This window comes from Bradyrhizobium sp. LeoB3, assembly GCF_055456055.1.
In genome coordinates, this window is the sequence record NZ_JBVBEF010000007.1 from 135,046 (window position 1) to 154,631 (window position 19,586).

Consider the following 19,586-nt stretch of genomic DNA (forward strand, 5'->3'; position numbering starts at 1 on the left):
GAGACAATCGGTCCAGTTCTGCCCTGAGACGAACGACCTGCCCGTGACGAGTTGCCAAGTCATGGCTTATGCGGAGCAGCGCAATGAGAAGATCGCATTCTTCCATAGCGTCGAATTGAACCCTGGCTATCAGTCGTTAAGCGGCCGCTGCCGCAATCTCTGGTCCATTGTCAGCGTTCAAGAACAGGATGTCCTCGAGTCCCTCACGGGTGTTCAGCCGCTCGGAGACGTCGACGATATGCTGCACGGCGATTGACATCGCACTCGCTCAAGAAATTCGATTGGACCTTGAAAATGACGGGAAATCCTGTCGGTCCTGTAATTAAATAGCGGTGGCGCCGAGCGCACTTGCCTCGACCCACTGCCCTGATAATCGGACTTCGGACGGTAGGCAAGGAGTGTGGCCCGGCAACGATCATCGTGGTTCGCCGGAAAATGCCTGCTGCAGTGCTTTCAGCCTGTCGAGCGCAGCGTGCGGCAGTGGCCCTTTCTCGACCGCTGCGAGTGCGTCCTCGAACTGCCGCGGCGTCGCCATGCCGACCAGGACCGTGCCCATCGCCGGGTGGGATATTGCAAATCGCGTGGCGGCTTCGGTCAGGCTCGCCGCGAACCCCTCCGTGACCAGCGCGATGAGACGGCGTGCGCGATCGATATCGGCATCGTAGCTCATCGCCGAACCGATCGGCTCGGGCGCGGGACCCGCAATCGGATGACGCTCGGCTGAGCCCGACAGCGCACCGCCGGCCAGTACGCGGATGCCCACGACGCCAACGCCGGCGGCCTTGGTGTGATCGAACAATCGTCCGTAGTCCTGCGCCGGATAGCTCGGCGGCAAATCGTCGGCGGCAGATGGATTGAGCATGTTGTAGACGATTTGAGCGCTGTCGAAGACGCCGGCATCGATCACTTGCTGCAGCGCCGCCGTGTCGCCGACGGCCGTCATCCCGAGGAAACGGATCTTCCCCTGCTGACGCAGCCGCTCGAACGCCGGCACCACGTCGTCGAGCACCTGCCGGACGCTCAGCGCCGATCCGCCTCCGCTCCCGGTAATCGCATTGTGCAGATGAAAGACGTCGACTCGGTCAAGGCACAGTCGCGCCAGGCTGCCTTCGAGCGATATCCTGACGGCGTCGGCAATCCGGCCAAACGCGCCGGGCGGCAACCGGACCTTGGTGCCGACGGCCACATTGGCCGGTTTCAGCCTTTGCAGGACGCGGCCAAGGTTCTTTTCCGATTCACCATCGCCGTACTGCACGGCTGTGTCGAAGTAGTTGACGCCGGCGGCGATCGCCCGCGCGACGGTCCGCTCCTGGTCGACCGGATCGCCGCGCACCATGAATCCGCCCACCGCGCCGCAGCCGAAACCCAGCACCGAAAGCTGCATTCCCGTGCGCCCAAAGACCCGCAATTGCATCGCTGTTCCTCCGGCCGGTTGAAGATTATGCAATGTCGAACGCCGGCTACTCTACCGCAACATTTGCCGCGTGGTGATTGGCCCTCACTTTTCGATTGCAGGCTCTCTGACTGCGGCCAGCACGTAGCGCCATTAAAGGCTGGTTGTTCTCGCAAGTGAAGAAAGCTGCGGTCTCGTTGGCCGCCGCAATCTGCGCGGGGCGCGCGCCAACTCATCCCGTGCAGCGAGCAGCGCGTCGCGCTCGGTCATGTCGCGCAGCCTACCTCCCCTTTGTAATCCATTTCACACATGCAGCGAGCGCGGTCCGATATGATTTCTTGAGGGGGCCTCGAAACGAGAGGCCGAGATGCCAACCTCATCTCACCTTTTGCGATGGTCGACCGAGATGCTGCCGGAGCGCGCGCGGCTCTCCACGTTCCGTGAGGAATTTGCGCGGCAGAACCTCGCCTTGGACGTGATAGATCACAGCGGCGGGCGCCCGCGTATCGACGTCACCTACTTGCCGCTCGGCGCGGTCGGCCTTTGTCGCGTGGCCGCAACGCCGGTGGAGTTTGTCCGTCACAAACACCACCTCAAGGATAGCCGTGACCAATTCGGACTGAACATCGTCGAGACCGGACCGGTCCAATTCGCAAATGCAGGCCAGGAGCATGTCTATGATGGCGGCTCCGCTTGCTTGATTGACCGGGGAAGGCCGCTGCGCGTATTTGGGCCGCGTGGCGCCAGAGTCAGATTCGTGGTCGTGCAGGCTGCCGCTCTTAGGTCTCTGGTTGCGCAGCCGGAAGATCTATCGGGTCGGCCGGTGCCTGCCGGACCTGCGCTTAGACTCCTCGACCGCTACCTGCGCTCGCTCGCATACCTCAAAGAATCTCCGTCATCCGAGCTGGCCTCCACCATCGGCATACATCTGCTCGATCTCGTGGCCGCGACGCTCGGGCCGACCGCCGAAGCTGCAAACATCGTGACGGAGCGTGGTGTGAAGGAAGCCAGGCTGCAGGCGATCCTGGCTGAGATCGCGCAACGCTTCAGCGATCCCAATTTCGATCTGGACAATGTCGCCGGGGCGCTCGGCATGTCGCGGCGATACGTGCAAAAATTGCTCGAGGGGACCGGAAAGTCGTTCACCGAGCACCTTGCAGGATGCCGGCTTGAGCGTGCCTTCGCGATGTTGACTGACCCGCACCATGTGGATTTGGCCATCATCGATATCGCGTTTGCAGTCGGCTTTGGTGATGTTTCTCATTTCAATCGCATGTTCCGCCGGCACTTCGGCGAGACGCCATCAGGAGTGCGGGCAGCTTCGACCCATGCGGGAGCAGAAGTGATCCTGCACCCCCTCACAGCGCGCCGGCGAGGCCGCCGAGAACGCGGGCTTGACGTGTAAGCCTGTCGGCATCGCCTTCTGGCCGATTCCAATTGCGGTAACGGTGCATTTTAAACGGGGCGTCATGACCCCAGCCGATCAGCACCATCTGTGCTGCAGGGTCGGTGTCGGCTGGCGCCGTCAACACGTGGCCTTGTCTTGAAGCGAGACCACAAATGACCGACCAGCGACAGGGCTAGCGCGCCCACAATAATAGGGAGCCAAATCGACGTGGTTATGATGAAGAAGGAAATGACGACCACACGTCCAAAGACCGATTCGCTCACCGGGTACTTAAGACGTGCCAAATATGCGTAGATAACAAAGGTGACGGCCAGCACCATCCACGCAGCGACAAGCACGAGTAATACGTCAATAAGTTCGCCGAGATAATGGTGCATGGGCGCACCTCCTGACAGCGTCAGCGCGAATTGCTGTCATCCACTGTGAGCGGCCGTCGCGGTGATCGTCGAGGAGAATTTGGTCTTTTTGGCGTTCTCGGGCATCTGGCGCCGCGGTCCCCGCCAGCGCCCAGGCCATGCGGAGGCACAGCGTTCGATTCGGCCGAGCCAGGCCTGTCAACGCGCGCTCGTCGAGATGGCTCGGGCAAGGGCTCGTCCAATGCAGTCGTAACCGTCGGCGGTGTTGTGCAATCCGTCAAACGTCACGAGTTCGCCCTGCGCAACCCCGGCGGTGATCGAGTTTCGCATCAGCGCAAAACGAGAGAATAGCCCGACCTTTTCCTGTTTTGCGACATCGACGATGATGCCCTCCATCGTTGAGTAGCTGGCGGAAGCGAGCACCTGTGGCGCATATTGCATGTCCATCAACACGACGTCCGAGGACCCTGCCTTAAGTGCCCTAACCCCTTCAAGAACGCTTCTCTTGAGCCCTTCGCCCGGCCGCCCCCCCCAGGCGACGTCATTAGTACCCAACTGCCAGATAACGAGATCGGGCGTGTACGCGAAAACGTCCCGCTGGAAGCGTGCGATGTTGTTTGGAATCGTATCGCCGACTCGACCGCTGTTGATGACCTCGATCGTGGCATTGGATCTAAGTCTCGAGAGCTCTCGACGCATCACCTCCGGATATGTGGCGGCGGACCTAAGCACCCAGAGTCCCACTGTTGACGATGATCCAATCGCCACAATCTTCAGCGGCTCACCAGATTTCAAACGCGCCGCCGTGCGGGGCAATTGTGCACCCAGCGAGACGTTGAAATTTGCCGAAAGGCATCTCTCCGCAGATGATAACTCGTCCTGTGCCTGAGAGGGCGCACTGCCGGACAATCCGATAAGCAAGGCCGCCACGATCGACGCTATTGGTCGAGCGGTTCCGGCACGGAGGGCAAAACAGGTCAACATCTTCCCCCAATAATTGGTCGATTCTCTCTTGACAACCCTTGGTATCAGACGCTTCGCTATGCGGCGCAATTACAATTGACGCGTGGACAGCGAGCAACACGATGAATCCGCGGATAGTCGAAACCGCGGATAGTCGCAGGCGAGACGATGATCGGAAAGCCTGTAGCGAAGCGGCTGGTATTTCATATTGGCGGCTATGATCCAATCACGTCGCATCTCAGCGCGCAACGACGCTTTGTGCGCGAAATTGCCAGGTTCCAACGTACCTGGTCAGTGAAAGCGACCGTCGACGGTTTGCGCGATACCGCCGATCAGATTGGATGGAATGTGACGACAACCGGCCCCGATTGGCTGGTCGAAACCGATTACCGTCTGGTCCGGTGGGACGACGTCATCGAGGCCTACGGGCGTCGAAGCATTGGCTCACGCATTTCCATCGGCATTCTCACGTTTCTGGATTTCGTTTTTTCCGGCACTCTTTGGCGTTACTCGGTGACCAACTGGCGATACGCAGGTTTCTTTCTCTATCCATTCGTCATGTTCGGACTGCTCGTCGCGGCCGCCTTCTTGATTGGCGCGTTTGCATTCAAAATCACCGGATCGATTGCCATTGCTGCTGGTGGCGGTCTTTTCGGGTTCGCTGCCGCCTTGGCGGGTCCGTGGCGCTGGCTGCACCTGGGCGACCTGTTCGATGATTGGATTTTTTCTCGCGAGTACATTCGATACGGCAATCTAGAAATCGAGCAAAGACTGGACAGGTTGGCCGGCGAGCTCGTGGCTGCGGCGAGCAACGTTGCCGCAGACGAAATTTTGGTCTTGGGGCACAGCCTTGGCGCCGTGCTTGCGGTTGGTCTGCTTGATCGCGCTCTGAAGCTGGAGCCGGCGCTCGGTGGGAACAAAACGCCGATCACGTTCTTGAGCGTTGGATCCTCCATACTCAAGGTCGGCCTGCACCCGAAGGCAATACGCTTTCGCGCGGCCATGGAACGCGTCGCCAAGTCGCGCGCGATCTTCTGGGGCGACTATCAGGCCCTCATCGATCCCCTGAACTTCTACAAAAGCCGGCCGATGACCGAAATGGGCTTGTCGACGGAAAACGAAACGACCGTCAGGATCGTGAAACTCAGTCGAATGCTTAACCACGACATGTATCGACGCATCCGCTTCCATTTCTTCCGTTTGCACAACCAGTTCGTCAGTGGAAATGACAGGCGAACATCGTACGATTACTTTATGCTGACATGCGGGCCTGTTTCAGCTAAATCCCAGACGCTCGCCCCGGATGGCGCCCTGTCCATGATCGCTGGCGACGGAGGACTTATTGCGAGCGCGCCGCTGCCGGAAAGCGAACTGCTGGGAAGTCCGGGCGCGGCAGCCTGATTCAAATGACGCCCACCATCTCTAAAGCCATTTTCGTCGCCTTGGCGATCGGCTGGTACCTCATACGTTATAAGTACGCGCGGCGCTCTCGCCGCGAAAAGATTGTATGGAGCGCCCGCGGCCCGGTGGAAACTGCGCTGCTGCTCATATCTCTTACAGGACTTGGACTTGTGCCGCTCCTCTACGTAGCGACAGCGATACCTCGTTTCGCTGCCTACAGCTTTCATCCCTTGTTCGCCTGGCTCGGGCTTTTCTTTGCGATTGCGGCTTTGGGTATGTTTCACCTGACGCATCGTGCGCTGGGACGGAACTGGTCGATCAGTCTCGATGTGAGGGAGAAGCATGAACTGGTGACGGAAGGGATTTATCGGAGAGTTCGACACCCGATGTATTCGGCATTTTGGCTGTGGGCTATCGCCCAGGCCCTGCTGCTGCCTAATTGGATTGCCGGCTTTGCGGGCCTGGCCGGCTTCGGGGTCTTGTACTTTGGCCGCGTCGCCCGAGAAGAACGAATGATGTTGGAGACCTTTGGCGACAGCTATCGCGCGTATATGGCGCGGACGGGTCGGGTGTTCCCGCCAGTACTCAGAAGCAGGTCCTGACAGGTATCGGATCTGGGGAACCACAAGCGACCGGGTTCCAGACGCCTCAAATTCCGTGCCATTTCCGCAACATCTGACAACAAACGGCTGCTGCGACCGCTAATTGCCCAGTCTAATTGTTGCTGCCATGGCGAGCGTCGGGCTATCTGTTGACGGGTGAATTTCACGGTATCCTGATTCAGTGGGAGACTAAGATGTTGAAGTTCGTGATCCTCGGTGTCGCCTCTCTAGCTTTCGTGGGAACAGCAACCGCTGCTGACCTCCCGCGGCCTCAGCCTCAGCCGGTAGCTGCGCCGGTCGGCAAATATCCCTTGGGCAAATATCCCGTCGGCAAGAGCCCGGTAGGCAAGTATCCGGTTGCAGCCCCGGTCGTGACCAAAGGTTGATCTAGTACCTAGTCGTGCGCCGACGGCGCACGTTTGAGGTAAATCGACTAGCTGTGGCATCCGATCTTTGATTCGCGAGGATTCGAAGATGCTGGGAATGACTCGGAAATATCCAGGTCTTCAACGTCTTGCTGGGGTCGCGGTGCTCGCGGCCTCCGTGAGCTTGGGGGCCGGGAGCGGGAGCGCACAACAGCTCGCGGCGCGCTCGGACCAGCAGCAACGGGACGCTTCCCCTAAACCGGCAGCCAAGCATGCTGAGAGCATGGCTGCGGTTACGCCCAGTGCCCCGCCTGCCAGGTCAGACGCTAAGCCGATCCAAAGAGCTACGGCCAGAGGCCCCTACTACGTCGATTTTCGTGCCCGCACGGCAGCATCCTACGGTCATGCCTTCGTCTGGTACGGAAAGACGAGCGAAAAGGAGGTCGAGGTCGCGGGTTTGGCTCCGGCTGGCGACACGCTGCCCTACATGTTGGGACACCTCGTATTTGTTCCCTCTGAAACAGGGGCGAGCTATGGCGATCTTGACGAGCAATATTTGACGGCGAGCTATCGTGTCTATTTGAACGAGGCTGACGCCAAGAAGGTCTTTGCTTACATCAAGCATCTCCAGGAGACCTCGCCGCTATGGAATGCGGCAACCACCAACTGCACCTTCTTTATCGGCCGCATAGCGACCTTTATGGGCCTGAAGGCTCCGTTTCATCTGTTAAAGCCTGAGGAATACGTAAACGAGCTCAGAGAGCTGAACGGTGGCCGGAAAACGGTGCAGCTTGAATCCGATCGGAGCTAGGCTCCTCCGCATTGAGTTCATCCAGCTTTCCTGACCGTTTCGATAGCCGCGCGCTCTTCAACGAGTTCAAGCGAGTGGTTTCCTTGGAGGAAACGCGACACTCGTGTGCGCCTCGTTTGATTGGACGTGCCCATCGGTACACCTCGCGACAAACGCGAAGCGTTTGCGCGGAGATCATGCTCAAGCAAAAGACAGAGCGGGATGATGATTCGAAGAAAAATCATCACACTCTAGTTAGCGTCGCCCGCATTTGGAGGCGATGGATCAGACCCTTGTTTTGAGCTAAGCCGTTCGAGCCGCCTCGAACGGCGCGGGCGGCGGCTCCACTGCGGCAAATCAAGTGCGCGTAAGCTATTGCGCCGGTTCGGGGACGTTAATGCGGGTCTATATCATTGTTGCCGGCCTGGTCCTTTCGGTCATCGGAGGGGCAAGCGCCACGGTTGTCGATAAAGGAATCGACGCGCAGAGATCTTGCGAGCTGCTTGTTCAGAACTCGTTTCGCAATCAGGACGACGCTCGGTCCGCCGGCGCATGTGAGGGAATGATCGAGACTGCAGTGCTGTTTTCACCGAATCTGCCGGCTGACATACGTGCATGTCCGCCCGCGCAAGGCAGCATATTGCAGGGCGCCAAGGTCCTTCTGCGATATCTTGATAACAATCCGGATCGAGCGAAGGAACCGGGCATCACCGTCGCTATCGAAGCATTCAGAGATACTTGGCCTTGCCAGGGGGACGACGCCGATTCGTCTCCCAAGGCTGGACCAAAAAAGCGCGCGCCGAAAAAACCAAAACAATAGAAAGCGCCCTTTTGGCTCGCTGACGTCCTAGCGCATTGACCATGGCCATACCGATGACGGTTGCGGATTTTTGGCTTGCGGCCGCGCCGGGGCGGGCGCCGGCTTGTGCGTCTGGGCGACGTTGGTCGATGGCCGTGGACGCGGCACTGGTATTTCGAGCGTCACCTTTGGCTCTTCGGGGCTGATCTTTGGCTCTGAAGTGTTGGCGATGACGCGGGCCAATTGTTCCTGGCTTGCGTTGAGCCGCTCGGTGACCGTCGCGCTTTCGCGCGCCATCTGTATCTGGGCCGCCTTGATCTGATCGATGATATTGTTGTTGCGTGCCATTTCTGCCTGGATCGCCTTGAGTTGGCTCGCGACATTTTCGTTGTCGCGGACCAATTGCCCTTGCGCCGCCTCGAGCTGTTCGACCGCTTGCCTCAAGGCAGCGAGATCGCGCGCGATCGGTTGGAGCTGCTGTGCCAAGTCGGACGACGGGACGACCGGAGTCGGCGCGACATTGGTCGGCGCAGCGTCTTTCGGTGCGGTCTGTGTCAGAGGTGCTGGGTCTGAGAGAGCCATCGTCTCCGTATGAACGGAGGACGACCGCCACCAGGTAGCGACACCAATGGATGCTGCCAACAGAGAACCGACGAAAACCACATGGCGCCAATCCGCCGCTCGATGAATCCTTGCCAGGGGGGCGCGAGGCGGCTTCATGCTGGTCGGCGAGGGCGAAGGACCAATGCTGGTCGGCGGGTCCGAACGATTGACTCCCGCTTCGCGCGCCAAAAGGTTCGAAATCTGCTCCTGCAGGTTCGCGACCTGCCCTTCCGCGAGTTTGCCGTCCAGCGTGGAATCCATTTGGTGCTCCGTATCAAACGCAACGTCACCCGCCTGAGAGCGATCCGCGCACTGCGCTAAAGCGAGCTAACATTCAACGAGAGACAGATGCTTTTTGCAGAAAGTTCCCCCCCAAACTGTCCCTGCGTTTTAACACTGCCGACGAGGCGGAACTATGTTTACGGCCGGCGAACAGCTTTGGGCCAGAAAAATGGGACGCCGATCCGTCCAACTGCCGAAAATGCATAGTCCGCCGCTGGGGAGCAGCGCTAACGTTTAGGTTCACTTAGGTTGTTGGTGCAGCATCGCTCGGGCCAGGTCGGTGCTCTAAATTTTCCAGACACTTATTCGTCCGAGGCCCGAGCCAAATCAAAGGAGGACGCAATGAGTAAGCTCTTTTCGGCAGCACTGATCGCTGTGGCCATGTTCGCCAGTCCGGCGATGGCGGCATGGTACGACAGAAACGGCGCAGCCGTCGCTTCTTCCCGCATCGTTCACTGCATCCGGGCTCCAGACGTTGGCCAGTTTGCCGGAGGTGCCTGGAATAATCCTCCCTGCGAACCGGCAACCTGGCGCTCAGGCGGCAGGGCGGCGTGGTATGACAGAAACGGCGCAGTCATCGCCCCCTCCCGCGTCGTTCACTGCATCCGGGCTCCAGACGTTGGCCAGTTTGCCGGAGGTGCCTGGAACAACCCTCCCTGCGAACCGGCAACCTGGCGCTGAGGCGCCAGGTCATACTACGGTACGGCCAGTGACACCCCTGCCACTGGACCCGCGACGATGACCGGGCCGCAATCAAGCTTTCCCCGGCGCGCTTGTCGTTTGTCAGGCATCTCGTGCCGGTGCGCCCTATTCGTGCTCGCCGTTAAGGATCAGAGCGCCGAGTCCGAAGAACGTGACGCCGCCGACCCAGAGTAGTTCAAGCGCGGCCTCGGTCGCCGAGGTCTCGATCGGCACGTCGCGCGTGAAGGACACGGCGACGAACACCAGGTTCACAAGCAAGCCGATCCAGCCACACGCGAAGAACAGCCATTTGAACAGGGATTTCATGATCCTCGCTCTTGTCTTTCGCCTTGCCCAACCGGCGAAAATCGTCGAGGGCGCAGCGGAGGCCGTACAGCGGCACGCGCAGTTCACAGTGAATATAGGGGTGGAGCGAATTTAACGCACCGGCGGGCGACGGCGCGCCATCATTTGTTGCTTGAGATAAATCAAACGGGAACCAATAGGCTTGCATCACCATTCTGCGTAGGCGTCCTGTTTCTGAGCCAGCCATCTCCCGTGAAAAGCGCACCCGTGCAGCAGCGCGCCCTGGATGTTGGAGAAGCAGAGCCGAGATGGGAATAAGAAGCTTTATCCGACTGATATTTGGGGCCGTTCCCGCTCCGCCCGATGCCACGAGGCTCGACGGAACAACCGAGGGCGCGCTTGCTCGCTCCTTGTCGAAATTCTCACCGGGCAAGCGGGGCTGGATCACGTCTGCCGAGGCGAGCATCTTGTTCTCGAACAAGGACGCACAATACGCGTTCGGAGAAACGGACCGGGACGGCAGAAGAAACATCGAGACGTTCGCGGCGCAGCACGGCTCTGTTGTCACCTTCATGCCGGTCGAAAGCCGGGTCTATTTTCAGCGCGATCCGACCTGAGCGGCTTCGTCGTCACCAGAGACGGGCGGGCACTCGTCACGAGTCGGGCCAGCATCTGCCTCAGGGCGCGATGCTCAAATGATCCGATACCGATTCGATTCCTGGCGTTGCCTCGGCCGCAACGCGAACGGCGGTCTTCTCATCCACGCTGTAGACAAATCCCCAGAGATCGGCGCAGCGGTCACTGACAATGATGTTGAAGGGTCTGCCCGCCCACGGCTGATCCTTGATGCTGTCGACGAAGCGTTGATGTAGCACGCGGTCGCTTTCAACCCAATCCGTATCGTCGTTGGCGCGCGCCAAGACTTGCAACAGGTTCGCACGGCTGACGATACCGACCACGAGTTCGTCCTGAACGATCGGCACCCGCTTGATGCTGTGCTTCTCCATCAAGTTCGCGATTTCCCGTAACGGTGTTTCCGGCTGCGCCGTGATCACCTCACGCGTCATCACATCGCTGACCCGTTTGGCGTGCGACTTGACGAACTCCTTCGCCAGCGCGTCGCTGGACATGAGTGTTTCGCTCCCTCCGGAACGGCGCTGTTCGGTGCCGATCTCGACGCGCCGGATCAGATCGCCTTCCGAAACGATGCCGACCAGCTTCGCGCGGATATCGATGACCGGGAGCGCGCTGACGCAGTTACTGACCATCGCATTGGCCGCGATTTGAACGGGGATATCGGGGCCAACCGAGATAACCCCACGAACCATCACGTCACGCGCCTGCATGTCCGGCTCCCTTGTTCGGGGCAAAAAATCTACCACGCGCGCCGACTTATTGCAGCCCCGCAGGAAGCATGTCCGGTCGGGGTTCAAGATACAAAGAACTCAGAGTGAGCAAACCTAGCCCACTCCGCCCCAGTAAGCGGACCTCAATGAGGCGCTCGTTCCAATCGAAAGTAAACAGGCGAAAACCTTCTGAGAAACGTGCTACACTCGGCCTATGAAAACGTTTTCAGATAAGGTCCGCGACATCGTACGCAAGATCCCAAAGGGGACGACCATGACGTACAAAGCTGTCGCTGCTAAAGCCGGCAATCCGAAAGCTGCACGCGCGGTTGGTGCCATCATGCGCACGAATTACGACCCATCGATCCCGTGTCATCGCGTTATTGCAAGCGACGGCTCAATGCGCGGCTACGTTCGTCCGCGCCGTCGGCCGGCCCAGCAATGATCCGCCTGACAGGGAGCTTCACCGCTGTATCGCGGAAGAACGTGACGTAGCGCGCTCTACCGCTGCTTTGGGTCAAACTGAGAAGAACTCAGAGTGAGCCCATCTTTTCCGCTTGACCTCGAATGCGGACATTCATCACAGCGGTCCGCATGTCTCCGACGGGCCAAAATCTGAAGTGTCTGACTGGCGCGCCCTATCCGTTTCGTAGACTGGCAACCTCGGGCCTAGCCAGAAAATGGGTGGTGCCCGAACGGGCCTTGATTGTGCCGAACGTGAACGTGTCGCGCCGCCTTGGCACGCCTTCGGCCGCGCTAGATGATCGAGTGACTTCGATTGAGCGGGGCTCGCCACGTACTTGTTTGACGTGCTTAGAGAACAAAGATCGTTGTTTTTCGAAAGCCAAGGCGTTGAAGTCGTCGCACACTACTCAATACGACGGACTATCGTCTCGATCAGACTTTTCGGATATCAAACTGCCGAGCAAGTCGGTTGACGTTCGGTATTGATTTCCCTTTCCCTGATGAGGTGGGTTTTACGTCTGAGCTCGATAGCTGCTTGAGAGCGGATCATGTCAAGCAAGTTTGTATATGGAGTCACATTGGCTCTGGCGTCGTTGTTGCTGGCGAACATTGGATCTGCAGAGGACGCCTCGTCAGGCCGCAAGGGATCATGGCCGATCCGCAATGGGCACAACTACCAGCCAACCGAGCATGAACTGAGAGGCTTGCATCAGGAGGATGTCACGGCCGATCAGGCGCGCGAGATTGACCGATTGTATGATCAGCTCCTGGCAAACGGTGAAAAAGTCCGAAATCGGCATCCCGCACCCAAACGTTGAGGATACGCCGTTGGGTAGGAGGTGAGCGGCTATCAGGTGAAGAACCTCTCGCAAACGCTGGATAAAGCCAAAGCGGCAGGCGTTGGGAGCAAGCAAGAGCAATTGCAGGCATCGCTCCTTTAGTTACTACAGGGTCTACTTTTCCACCTCTGGGCGACAGGAAATCGCAATGAAAACATATGACTTGATGGTGATTGGGTCAGGCACCGCCGCTCAGGTCACCGTGTCCTCCGGGCGAGACGATGGAGCATATAATTGAGCCTGTAAAGCCTCATCAATCTCAGTCGCGCGCTTATGGTGACATTCGTCGTCATCAGCCAGATGCGATCTTGGCTCCGGAGTGCGATCCCGAGGATTGCTTGGCCTTCTCGTTGAGGAAAATCCAAATGAACGCTATCGCTCAGCTTCTCGGCCGCACGGGCCTCCTGAAGGTCGATTATCACCTGCTCCGTGCCGCAATGGTGATCATCTTCGCATGGTTCGGGTACGACAAATGGTTCGAATCGGAGATCAGAGGACTGCTGCCCATAATTACCCACGGCCCGCTTATCTCCTGGACGATTCCGGTGTTGGGCATTCGCGGCACCGGCATTCTTCTCGGCACCTCAGAATGGACGTTTGGCACGTTGCTGCTTCTGGGTTTCTGGAACAACAAAGCGGGCATGCTGGGCGCCCTCGGTTCGACCTTCACCTTCATCGCTACCTTCACGGCATTTCCGTTCGTTCCGGACGCGTGGGATGCTGGCGCCGGAGGCTTTCCAGCGATGACGAATAGTTCGGCCTTCCTTTTGAAGGATCTCGTGCTGCTCGCCGTCTCAGTCTACCTCCTGAAGGAAGACGTTAAACGGATCGTCACCCCGGGTCGCGCGTTGCAATCTTCCGAACTGAAGGCTGGTGCGCTCCGACTGGCAGACAATTGAAAAGATCAAAGAGTCTACCCGGGGCGCTGGTTGCGGTGTCCTACAAGACGGCAACGGTCATTTATGACGACGCTAACGCCGACGTGAACCAACTAACCTCGGCCACCACGAAGGCTAGTTATCCGTCCACACCCAAGAGCTGATCCGATGCTTTTCAATCGACTATCACTTGTCCGTACTGCGCCGTCGCGAAAGTCGAGATTATGCCGACGGATGCCTGTCAGTTTTTCTATGAATGCACCGGCTACGGCACAAAGCTAAAGCCCAAGTCCGTGATCTGGATCATCGCCCTCATCTGGATGGGCGCAGCGCGCATGCTGAATGCGCGAAGCTGTACTCGTACACACTGCCGATACATCGGACCTTACTACCTCGCCATGACCGTACCCGTGATGGTGCTTGGTGCGGAGGTCGTCACCATCGGCATACTTGGATGGGTTTGTTTGGGCGTGATCATCCTCGGTGGCAGCGGGCTGATATGGTGGGCCACAGAACGCGCTGGGGGAAGCTCTCTCAGTGTTGATAGCGGAACGCTGTTCACCGCACGGGGTCCGTTGTGGGTCATTTTCGACCCATTCCGCGGGCTCTGCCTACCACTTGATGTCCGCTTTGCCCCAAAACGGTTGCCGGCCCGAGCATCGTGTTTGACCTGACGGTTGTGACTCAAGCTCACGAGCTGGGGCCACGTTTCATGCGCTCCGAACTCGCGACTATGGGGGAGACGGCGTTCGCGCCAGCTGCAGCGCAGCCTCGACGCCGCCTTCCAGGATCTGCTCCGCCTGGGCAGCGTCGGGCACGGCCCGCGCGAACTGGAGGGTGCCCACCATGAGGCCGAAGATGGCCGTCGCACGGCGGACGCTCTTTGCGGAGCCGGCATCTGGAAGCAGTGCAGCCAGCGTCGAAACGTAGCTTCGCAGCGCCTCCTCGTAGGCCCGCCGGGTGGGCAAGGGCTGGCGGGCGATTTCCGGGAGCAACGCCGCCGAAGGGCACCCCGCGGCCAGGTTTTCAAGGTGGGCGCGGTTCAGGTAGCTCCGGATCGCGCCTTCGAGATCGAGGCCCCTTCGCTGATCTTCATCGAGGCGATGTTGCTGGTCGGCGAGCGCACTCGCCAGCGCCTCGCGAACGAGCGCCTCCTTGGAGTCGAAGTGCGGAGAGAATGCCCCTTTGGTCAGGCCGGCCTCGCCCATCACCCCGCCGATCCCGGCGGCGGAGACGCCGTCTCGGCGAAAGCATTTCGACGCCACATCGACGATGTGCCGTCGCGTCGCCGCCTTATGACCCTTCTCGAAACGCATTGTTCCTTCTCGTTCCCTAGCCTGCCGACAAGACGCCTTCGATCCGGCGTGCAAGGTCCAAGAGCGTCCTGTCACTCCCCAAGGGGGCGTCCAGCTCAAGGCCGATGGGGAGGCCGCCGCGCGATAGGCCAGCCGGAAGGCTAATACCCGGCAGGCCCACGCTGCTCGCCAACACGGTGTGGTTCGCCAGGGTAAGGTGACTAACCTGCCGCCCCGCGATTTGGAAGTTCGTCTGCTGTTCGATCAAAGGCGCCGTGCAGGGCGTCGTCGGTTGCAGTATGGCCTGCACCCCTCGGGCGACGAACACCTCGTCGAGCCGGCGTTGGATTTCCGGGCGGCTCACAGCCAGTGCGGTCTGATAGGCCTCTGCGGAGATAGCGCCTGCACCTTCCGGCAAGACCACATGTCTCCACGTGTCCCGAAGCTCGGGCTTGAGTCCCTCGATGATCTCCTCGAACGTGGTCGGGATATCGTGGCGGCGAAGGAACTCAGAGATCGCGCCCATCGTCTCATGGAAGAAGATGCTCCATGTCGCTGTCTGCGTAAGGGCGCCGAAGTCATCGCCAAGGTCGACCTCAACGACCTCGGCGCCGGCGTCCCGCAGCCGGCGCACCACCTCGCGGAAGCGCGCTTCGATTTCCGGGTCGACGAGGTCGAGAACTTGACGCGGCGCGTAGGCCAGCCGGGTCCCCTTCCCGTCGTATCCGCGCCCGGATGGCTCCGCGGCCATTTCACCGGTCACCACCTGATCCATAAGAGCGCAATCCTCAACGCTGCGGGCGAACACGCCCGTCGTGTCGAGGGTATGGGAGATCGGCGCAACGCCATTGCGCGGCCATCGCCCGGTCGTAGGCTTGAATCCCACCACGCCACAGAGCGATGCGGGCACCCGGATCGACCCGACGGTATCACCCCCTAAGGATGCGGGAACGATGCCGGCGGCCACGGATGCGGCGGAGCCGCTCGACGAGCCGCCCGACACGCGATCGCGGGCGAACGGGTTCTTCACCTGGCCATAGCGGGCATTGTGACCGGTCAAGCCGTAGGACATCTCGACGAGGTTGTTCTTGCCGAAGACCAGAGCGCCCGCCCCCTTGATGGCGCGGACAGCGTCCGCGTCTTCCCGCGGCACGAAGTGAGCGAGACCGTCGAGACCAAGGCTCGTAGGCAGCCCTTTCGTCAAATAGCTGTCCTTCACCCCGAGCGGCACGCCCAGGAGCGGCGCCACCGACCCGGCCGCACGCGCCTCGTCCGCGTCCCGCGCGGCCACGAGCACGGCGGCCTCGTCGATAGTGATGAAGGCATTGAGCTCGGCAAGCGCTCCGGCGCGCTGCAGAAGCGCCGTGGTGTAGGTCTCCGACGTGATGTCGCCGTTACGAACTGCGGCTGCAGCGGCTGCGAGCCCAAGAGAGGCCAGGTCCGCGGTGTCTCGCGATGCGGCGCGGCGTGAAGCGGCGGTTGTGTCGTCCATGAAATCCTCGCAAGAGAGCTGAGACGCGGCATCTCACTGCCACGAACGGCGGCTTAGCTCGATGTAATTACGATCATCATATAAAATTACGATCGTAATTCAATAGGACTCTTCGCGGAGATTGGCGTCGCCAGACACATAAAGGTGAGACGCCGGCAGCAGCGGCCAAACGGTGGCCAGGGCAATCATGCGGGTGTACGGCCGCCGAGCACGCTCTTACGCACCCATTCAGCATGGAAGATGCCGATTGATTGAGCCGGGGCAATCACTCGTTTCGACGAACCACAGACCTGGCTCATCGTCGTCATAGTGATCGCAGGGCTCCTCAGATTGCGGGAGCCACGCCATCTATTTGCTCAAGCATTCCGGGCGGCGGGACTGCTGGCCTACTTCACACCGGCGCCATGGTCACGGTCGGCAGGCTGAGCCCATGACTTTTGCGTCGGAGACTAGACTCCCAAGAGCGCCGACACACCTTCCCGACGAAACGACGTGTGGGCGGTCGCAAACTGTCATCTCAAGCGTTCGGCCGTCGCTAGCGTCGGCGCCGGATAGCGGGCATAGAGGGTGTCGACGCGGTCCCGCCACATCGCCACGAACGCGCCCGAGGTGAGGCGATCGACCGACTTCCATTCGCGTTTGACCGCCGGCAGCGTGTTGCCCCAGATGGCGCGCTTGCACCATCGCTCGCCCTTCGCCAAGCCCTCCTGGGTCGCGCACATCGATTTCCAGGCAATCCGCTGCGGATGGCTGACGTGTTCGGCGGCTCCTTCCCCGCCCTGCTGGTGGATCAGGTAGAGATCGGAAAACGTCGGCTGCTTGTGAGTTATTACTTCGAATAGAACAGCCTCGGTGACGAACTTGTATGCGGCAGCCATCGCGTTGTCGCGAGGATTGAGGATGTCGCCCGATCCGTATTTGCCGAACTCAGCCTTGCTCAGCTGGAACAGACCGATATAGGAGCCAGTGCGTTGCTTGGGATCGAAATCGGATTCGATTTTGGCGACCGCCTTCATGAAATTGGCATCGACATCGAACGCCTTGGCCGCGCGTTCGATCTCCTGGACGGGCGTTCCGAACGGGACGCCGCTCAACGCCGACAAGGCGATCTTCGCGGGTTTCTCCGGCGGCGGAATTTCCGAGTAGACATAATACTTCAGATACGACTGTTCGCCTTCGTCCGGATTGGGCGAAGGAGGCGGACGGCCCTGTCGTAGCGTTGTCTCGTTCTCGGGCGGCACAGCCTCGAGGCTGGCACTGGCGTGCAACGTTCGTCCTTGCGGCAGCGAACTGGTCACATCGGACGGCAGCGCCGCGGCGCTGAATCCCTCCGCAACAATCGCATTAGTCGATGACCTTGTATCGAATTTCGCCTCGCGGACCGGGTCCGGCAACGCTGCCAGGGCGTTTGTCAGGACCCTCGTCACATTCAGCGGGACGACGCTGAATGCATCAGCAACTCTCGCATTCGGCGTTGCGACGCTCGGGAGCGATACCGCGATTTGACAAATCGCGGCGAGCGAAGTCGCGATCAGCGCGCCGGCAACACAGCTTGCTTGCCAAATCTTCAATGTCGCCAGCCGCGCTGCCGCGGTTCCCCCATACAATTCCGACTGCAGATCCCCGACTTGGTGCGCAGATTAAGGGGACAAAGGGAAGACAATAGGGCGCACCTGTGGCGCAGGTGCGGCCTGTCTCGGCCGCTTCGCCGAGATCGCCTAAATTGGAGTTGGGGCCTTGATGCACCTCCCGCCGAGGGACAGAACAGACGCCATGTGCGCGCCTTCTCGCGGCACGAAGTGAGCGAGACCGTCGAGACCCGGGTTCGTGGGCAGCCCTTTCGTCAGATGGCTGTCCTTCACCCCGAGCGGCACGCCAAGGAGCGGGGCCGCCGACCCGGCCGCACACGCCTTGCCCGCGTCCCTCGCGGCCACGAGCACGGCGGCCTCGTCGATGGTGATGAAGGCATTGAGCTCGGCAAGCGCTCGGGCGCGCTGCAGAAGCGCCGTGGTGTAGGTCTCCGACGTGATGTCGCCGTTACGAATTGCGGCTGCAGCGGCTGCGAGCCGTGCGGCATCGGCGGCTAATCTTCTTCCGTTCTCACATACTGACTGCCGTATGGATGGAGCGGCAATGTTGTACCAAACCGTCGTGCGAGACCACGAAATACTTCAGCGGTGTGTCGATCTCGTAGAAATAGATGTTGGCGACGAAGCCATAGATGCCGGCGTCGATGGCCGTCGGTCTGTCGCCATGCACATAGCGTTGCCGCGGGATCAGGCTCGCGAGTGCGGCGAGATCGGCGAGGCCGCGGGCCATCACGGCGTCAGCCTCGAAGCGGCCGATGCCCTGGTAATAGTAGCGCTGGATGTTGAACTCCCTGGCCTTCATCAACCCGTCATCGGTAAGGCTCGGATGCTCGCGCTTGAGCGCATCGCGGAACTGGGGCCAGTAGCGCTCGTCCTTCCAGCGGGAATAGGACATCACCCAGTAGAGATCGTCGAGCGTGCGTGTGATGAGGAGATTGGTCGCGCGCTGCGCCGGCGTCAGCGCGACGTCCAGCGTCACGCCATATTTTTCGGTGGCATACGCAAGGATGGTCTCGCTGTCACCGACGGTGTCATGGCCATCTACGATATATGGCAATTGTCCGCGCGGCGCCTTCGACGCATCGAAAATATGCTCGTGCCGGAACGGCACGCCAGCGAGCTTGAGGAAGGCGAATACCTTCAGACCGTAGCCATTGTTGTCGGCGACGCCGAACAGCGGCGGATAGGAATAAAGCGTGAGCATGGTGGCCTGTCAGGTTCAAGCAGGCTATTTTCAAAGTTGACCAGTCGAAAAAGACCGGCAGACACCCCCAGTGCGCCGAGCATAGTCTAGGCCACCAATTAAATCGAGGATGCCAACGTCTGCTTTGGGCCGACACCGGAAGTAGCCAGCCTATTCGATCGCGCGGTCGATGCGCGGGCTGAACGTCGGCGGAAATTCGAGCATTGCCGCTCCGCATCAATCTGCCGCACGCCAGGTGACCACCTGCTCAAATGCCGCGATTGCAAGCACAACGGGGGCAAGGATTAGACCTGCATCGGCGACAAGCGGGCGCGATCATGTGGCTGACTGCGCCTACGCACTGCCCGATGATCACGAACCTAGAAATATCGCCACGGACAAGCACGCGTAATCTGTGCGTCAGGAACTTTGTTCAATCTCATGATCCTTCTAAAATTTGCACTGCCGCAGATAGGACAGAAGTACCAAGACTCACTTGCGATTACCCTCGGACCCGGACCGGGATTGAAACCGCACATCGTTCGATGAC

Annotated in this window: 24 protein-coding genes; 13 read left to right on the forward strand and 11 right to left on the reverse strand. The window is 59.9% G+C overall.

Annotated elements, in window-relative coordinates; genetic code table 11:
• The first annotated feature begins 61 nt into the window (after positions 1-61).
• Entirely contained in the window at positions 62-256 is a 195-nt protein-coding gene (locus ACZXDY_RS08615; RefSeq protein WP_028169078.1) for a hypothetical protein, read from the forward strand.
• A 159-nt stretch (positions 257-415) separates the two neighbouring features.
• On the opposite strand, the gene ACZXDY_RS08620 is transcribed toward ACZXDY_RS08615, so the two are convergent.
• Positions 416-1,414, reverse strand: coding sequence for an aldo/keto reductase (locus ACZXDY_RS08620; protein ID WP_464345180.1), 999 nt, complete (start codon positions 1,412-1,414; stop codon positions 416-418).
• A gap of 385 nt (positions 1,415-1,799) precedes the next feature.
• Between ACZXDY_RS08620 and ACZXDY_RS08625 the strand changes: the two genes are divergently transcribed.
• Entirely contained in the window at positions 1,800-2,798 is a 999-nt protein-coding gene (locus ACZXDY_RS08625) for a helix-turn-helix transcriptional regulator (protein ID WP_464345181.1), read from the forward strand.
• A 62-nt stretch (positions 2,799-2,860) separates the two neighbouring features.
• On the opposite strand, the gene ACZXDY_RS08630 is transcribed toward ACZXDY_RS08625, so the two are convergent.
• Positions 2,861-3,178 carry a hypothetical protein gene (locus tag ACZXDY_RS08630; protein ID WP_464345182.1) on the reverse strand — a complete coding sequence of 106 codons (318 nt, stop codon included), beginning with the start codon at positions 3,176-3,178 and terminating at the stop codon, positions 2,861-2,863.
• A gap of 177 nt (positions 3,179-3,355) precedes the next feature.
• Entirely contained in the window at positions 3,356-4,087 is a 732-nt protein-coding gene (locus tag ACZXDY_RS08635; protein ID WP_464345183.1) for an SGNH/GDSL hydrolase family protein, read from the reverse strand.
• Between the two features lie 201 nt (positions 4,088-4,288).
• Here ACZXDY_RS08635 and ACZXDY_RS08640 point away from each other — a divergent pair, with 201 nt between their 5' ends.
• The 5 genes from ACZXDY_RS08640 to ACZXDY_RS08660 all read left to right on the forward strand — a co-directional run bounded on the left by ACZXDY_RS08640 (position 4,289) and on the right by ACZXDY_RS08660 (position 8,098).
• Positions 4,289-5,521, forward strand: a complete 1,233-nt coding sequence (locus ACZXDY_RS08640) for a hypothetical protein (RefSeq protein WP_464345184.1) — start codon at positions 4,289-4,291, stop codon at positions 5,519-5,521.
• Positions 5,522-5,526: 5 nt separating this feature from the next.
• On the forward strand, positions 5,527-6,123 hold the full coding sequence (locus tag ACZXDY_RS08645; protein ID WP_464345185.1) for a protein-S-isoprenylcysteine O-methyltransferase: 597 nt from the start codon (positions 5,527-5,529) through the stop codon (positions 6,121-6,123).
• 194 nt (positions 6,124-6,317) lie between these two features.
• Positions 6,318-6,509 (forward strand): hypothetical protein, encoded by a 192-nt coding sequence (locus ACZXDY_RS08650; RefSeq protein WP_464345186.1) that lies wholly within the window; start codon positions 6,318-6,320, stop codon positions 6,507-6,509.
• Positions 6,510-6,600: 91 nt separating this feature from the next.
• On the forward strand, positions 6,601-7,299 hold the full coding sequence (locus ACZXDY_RS08655; RefSeq protein WP_433994576.1) for a hypothetical protein: 699 nt from the start codon (positions 6,601-6,603) through the stop codon (positions 7,297-7,299).
• A 376-nt stretch (positions 7,300-7,675) separates the two neighbouring features.
• Positions 7,676-8,098, forward strand: a complete 423-nt coding sequence (locus tag ACZXDY_RS08660) for a Rap1a/Tai family immunity protein (RefSeq protein WP_464345187.1) — start codon at positions 7,676-7,678, stop codon at positions 8,096-8,098.
• Positions 8,099-8,125: 27 nt separating this feature from the next.
• Here ACZXDY_RS08660 and ACZXDY_RS08665 read toward each other — a convergent pair whose 3' ends face one another.
• Together ACZXDY_RS08665 and ACZXDY_RS08670 are read right to left on the reverse strand one after the other, a co-directional pair.
• Positions 8,126-8,941 carry a hypothetical protein gene (locus ACZXDY_RS08665; protein ID WP_464345188.1) on the reverse strand — a complete coding sequence of 272 codons (816 nt, stop codon included), beginning with the start codon at positions 8,939-8,941 and terminating at the stop codon, positions 8,126-8,128.
• A gap of 828 nt (positions 8,942-9,769) precedes the next feature.
• A complete protein-coding gene (locus ACZXDY_RS08670) occupies positions 9,770-9,970 on the reverse strand; it encodes a hypothetical protein (protein WP_028169070.1) in 201 nt (66 codons plus the stop codon).
• A gap of 446 nt (positions 9,971-10,416) precedes the next feature.
• On the opposite strand from ACZXDY_RS08670, the gene ACZXDY_RS08675 reads away from it, so the two are divergent.
• A complete protein-coding gene (locus ACZXDY_RS08675) occupies positions 10,417-10,566 on the forward strand; it encodes a hypothetical protein (RefSeq protein WP_155255643.1) in 150 nt (49 codons plus the stop codon).
• Between the two features lie 60 nt (positions 10,567-10,626).
• Here the strand turns inward: ACZXDY_RS08675 and ACZXDY_RS08680 are convergent, their stop codons facing one another.
• Complete coding sequence (locus tag ACZXDY_RS08680) at positions 10,627-11,295, reverse strand: CBS domain-containing protein (RefSeq protein ID WP_208820326.1); 669 nt, start codon at positions 11,293-11,295, stop codon at positions 10,627-10,629.
• A gap of 214 nt (positions 11,296-11,509) precedes the next feature.
• Here ACZXDY_RS08680 and ACZXDY_RS08685 point away from each other — a divergent pair, with 214 nt between their 5' ends.
• The 4 genes from ACZXDY_RS08685 to ACZXDY_RS08700 all read left to right on the forward strand — a co-directional run bounded on the left by ACZXDY_RS08685 (position 11,510) and on the right by ACZXDY_RS08700 (position 14,151).
• Complete coding sequence (locus ACZXDY_RS08685; protein ID WP_455999110.1) at positions 11,510-11,740, forward strand: MGMT family protein; 231 nt, start codon at positions 11,510-11,512, stop codon at positions 11,738-11,740.
• Between the two features lie 568 nt (positions 11,741-12,308).
• Positions 12,309-12,578 (forward strand): hypothetical protein, encoded by a 270-nt coding sequence (locus ACZXDY_RS08690; RefSeq protein ID WP_130230395.1) that lies wholly within the window; start codon positions 12,309-12,311, stop codon positions 12,576-12,578.
• 386 nt (positions 12,579-12,964) lie between these two features.
• Entirely contained in the window at positions 12,965-13,498 is a 534-nt protein-coding gene (locus tag ACZXDY_RS08695) for a YkgB family protein (RefSeq protein ID WP_130230401.1), read from the forward strand.
• A 164-nt stretch (positions 13,499-13,662) separates the two neighbouring features.
• Positions 13,663-14,151: a GDCCVxC domain-containing (seleno)protein gene (locus ACZXDY_RS08700; RefSeq protein WP_464345197.1), complete on the forward strand. Its 489-nt coding sequence runs from the start codon at positions 13,663-13,665 to the stop codon at positions 14,149-14,151.
• A gap of 57 nt (positions 14,152-14,208) precedes the next feature.
• Here the strand turns inward: ACZXDY_RS08700 and ACZXDY_RS08705 are convergent, their stop codons facing one another.
• The 4 genes from ACZXDY_RS08705 to ACZXDY_RS08720 form a co-directional block, all read right to left on the reverse strand.
• Positions 14,209-14,793 carry a TetR/AcrR family transcriptional regulator gene (locus ACZXDY_RS08705; RefSeq protein ID WP_028169234.1) on the reverse strand — a complete coding sequence of 195 codons (585 nt, stop codon included), beginning with the start codon at positions 14,791-14,793 and terminating at the stop codon, positions 14,209-14,211.
• A gap of 16 nt (positions 14,794-14,809) precedes the next feature.
• Complete coding sequence (locus tag ACZXDY_RS08710; protein ID WP_464345189.1) at positions 14,810-16,264, reverse strand: amidase family protein; 1,455 nt, start codon at positions 16,262-16,264, stop codon at positions 14,810-14,812.
• Positions 16,265-16,776: 512 nt separating this feature from the next.
• Entirely contained in the window at positions 16,777-17,835 is a 1,059-nt protein-coding gene (locus tag ACZXDY_RS08715) for a transglycosylase SLT domain-containing protein (protein WP_464345190.1), read from the reverse strand.
• A 147-nt stretch (positions 17,836-17,982) separates the two neighbouring features.
• Complete coding sequence (locus tag ACZXDY_RS08720; protein ID WP_464345198.1) at positions 17,983-18,225, reverse strand: amidase family protein; 243 nt, start codon at positions 18,223-18,225, stop codon at positions 17,983-17,985.
• On the opposite strand from ACZXDY_RS08720, the gene ACZXDY_RS08725 reads away from it, so the two are divergent.
• The gene (locus ACZXDY_RS08725) at positions 18,112-18,351 is read left to right on the forward strand and encodes a hypothetical protein (RefSeq protein WP_464345191.1); all 240 of its coding nucleotides are present in this window, start codon (positions 18,112-18,114) and stop codon (positions 18,349-18,351) included. The two genes, ACZXDY_RS08720 and ACZXDY_RS08725, sit on opposite strands and share 114 nt — an antisense overlap.
• A 13-nt stretch (positions 18,352-18,364) precedes the next feature.
• Here ACZXDY_RS08725 and ACZXDY_RS08730 read toward each other — a convergent pair whose 3' ends face one another.
• Positions 18,365-19,057, reverse strand: coding sequence for a glutathione S-transferase C-terminal domain-containing protein (locus ACZXDY_RS08730; RefSeq protein WP_464345192.1), 693 nt, complete (start codon positions 19,055-19,057; stop codon positions 18,365-18,367).
• Positions 19,058-19,586: the final 529 nt, after the last annotated feature.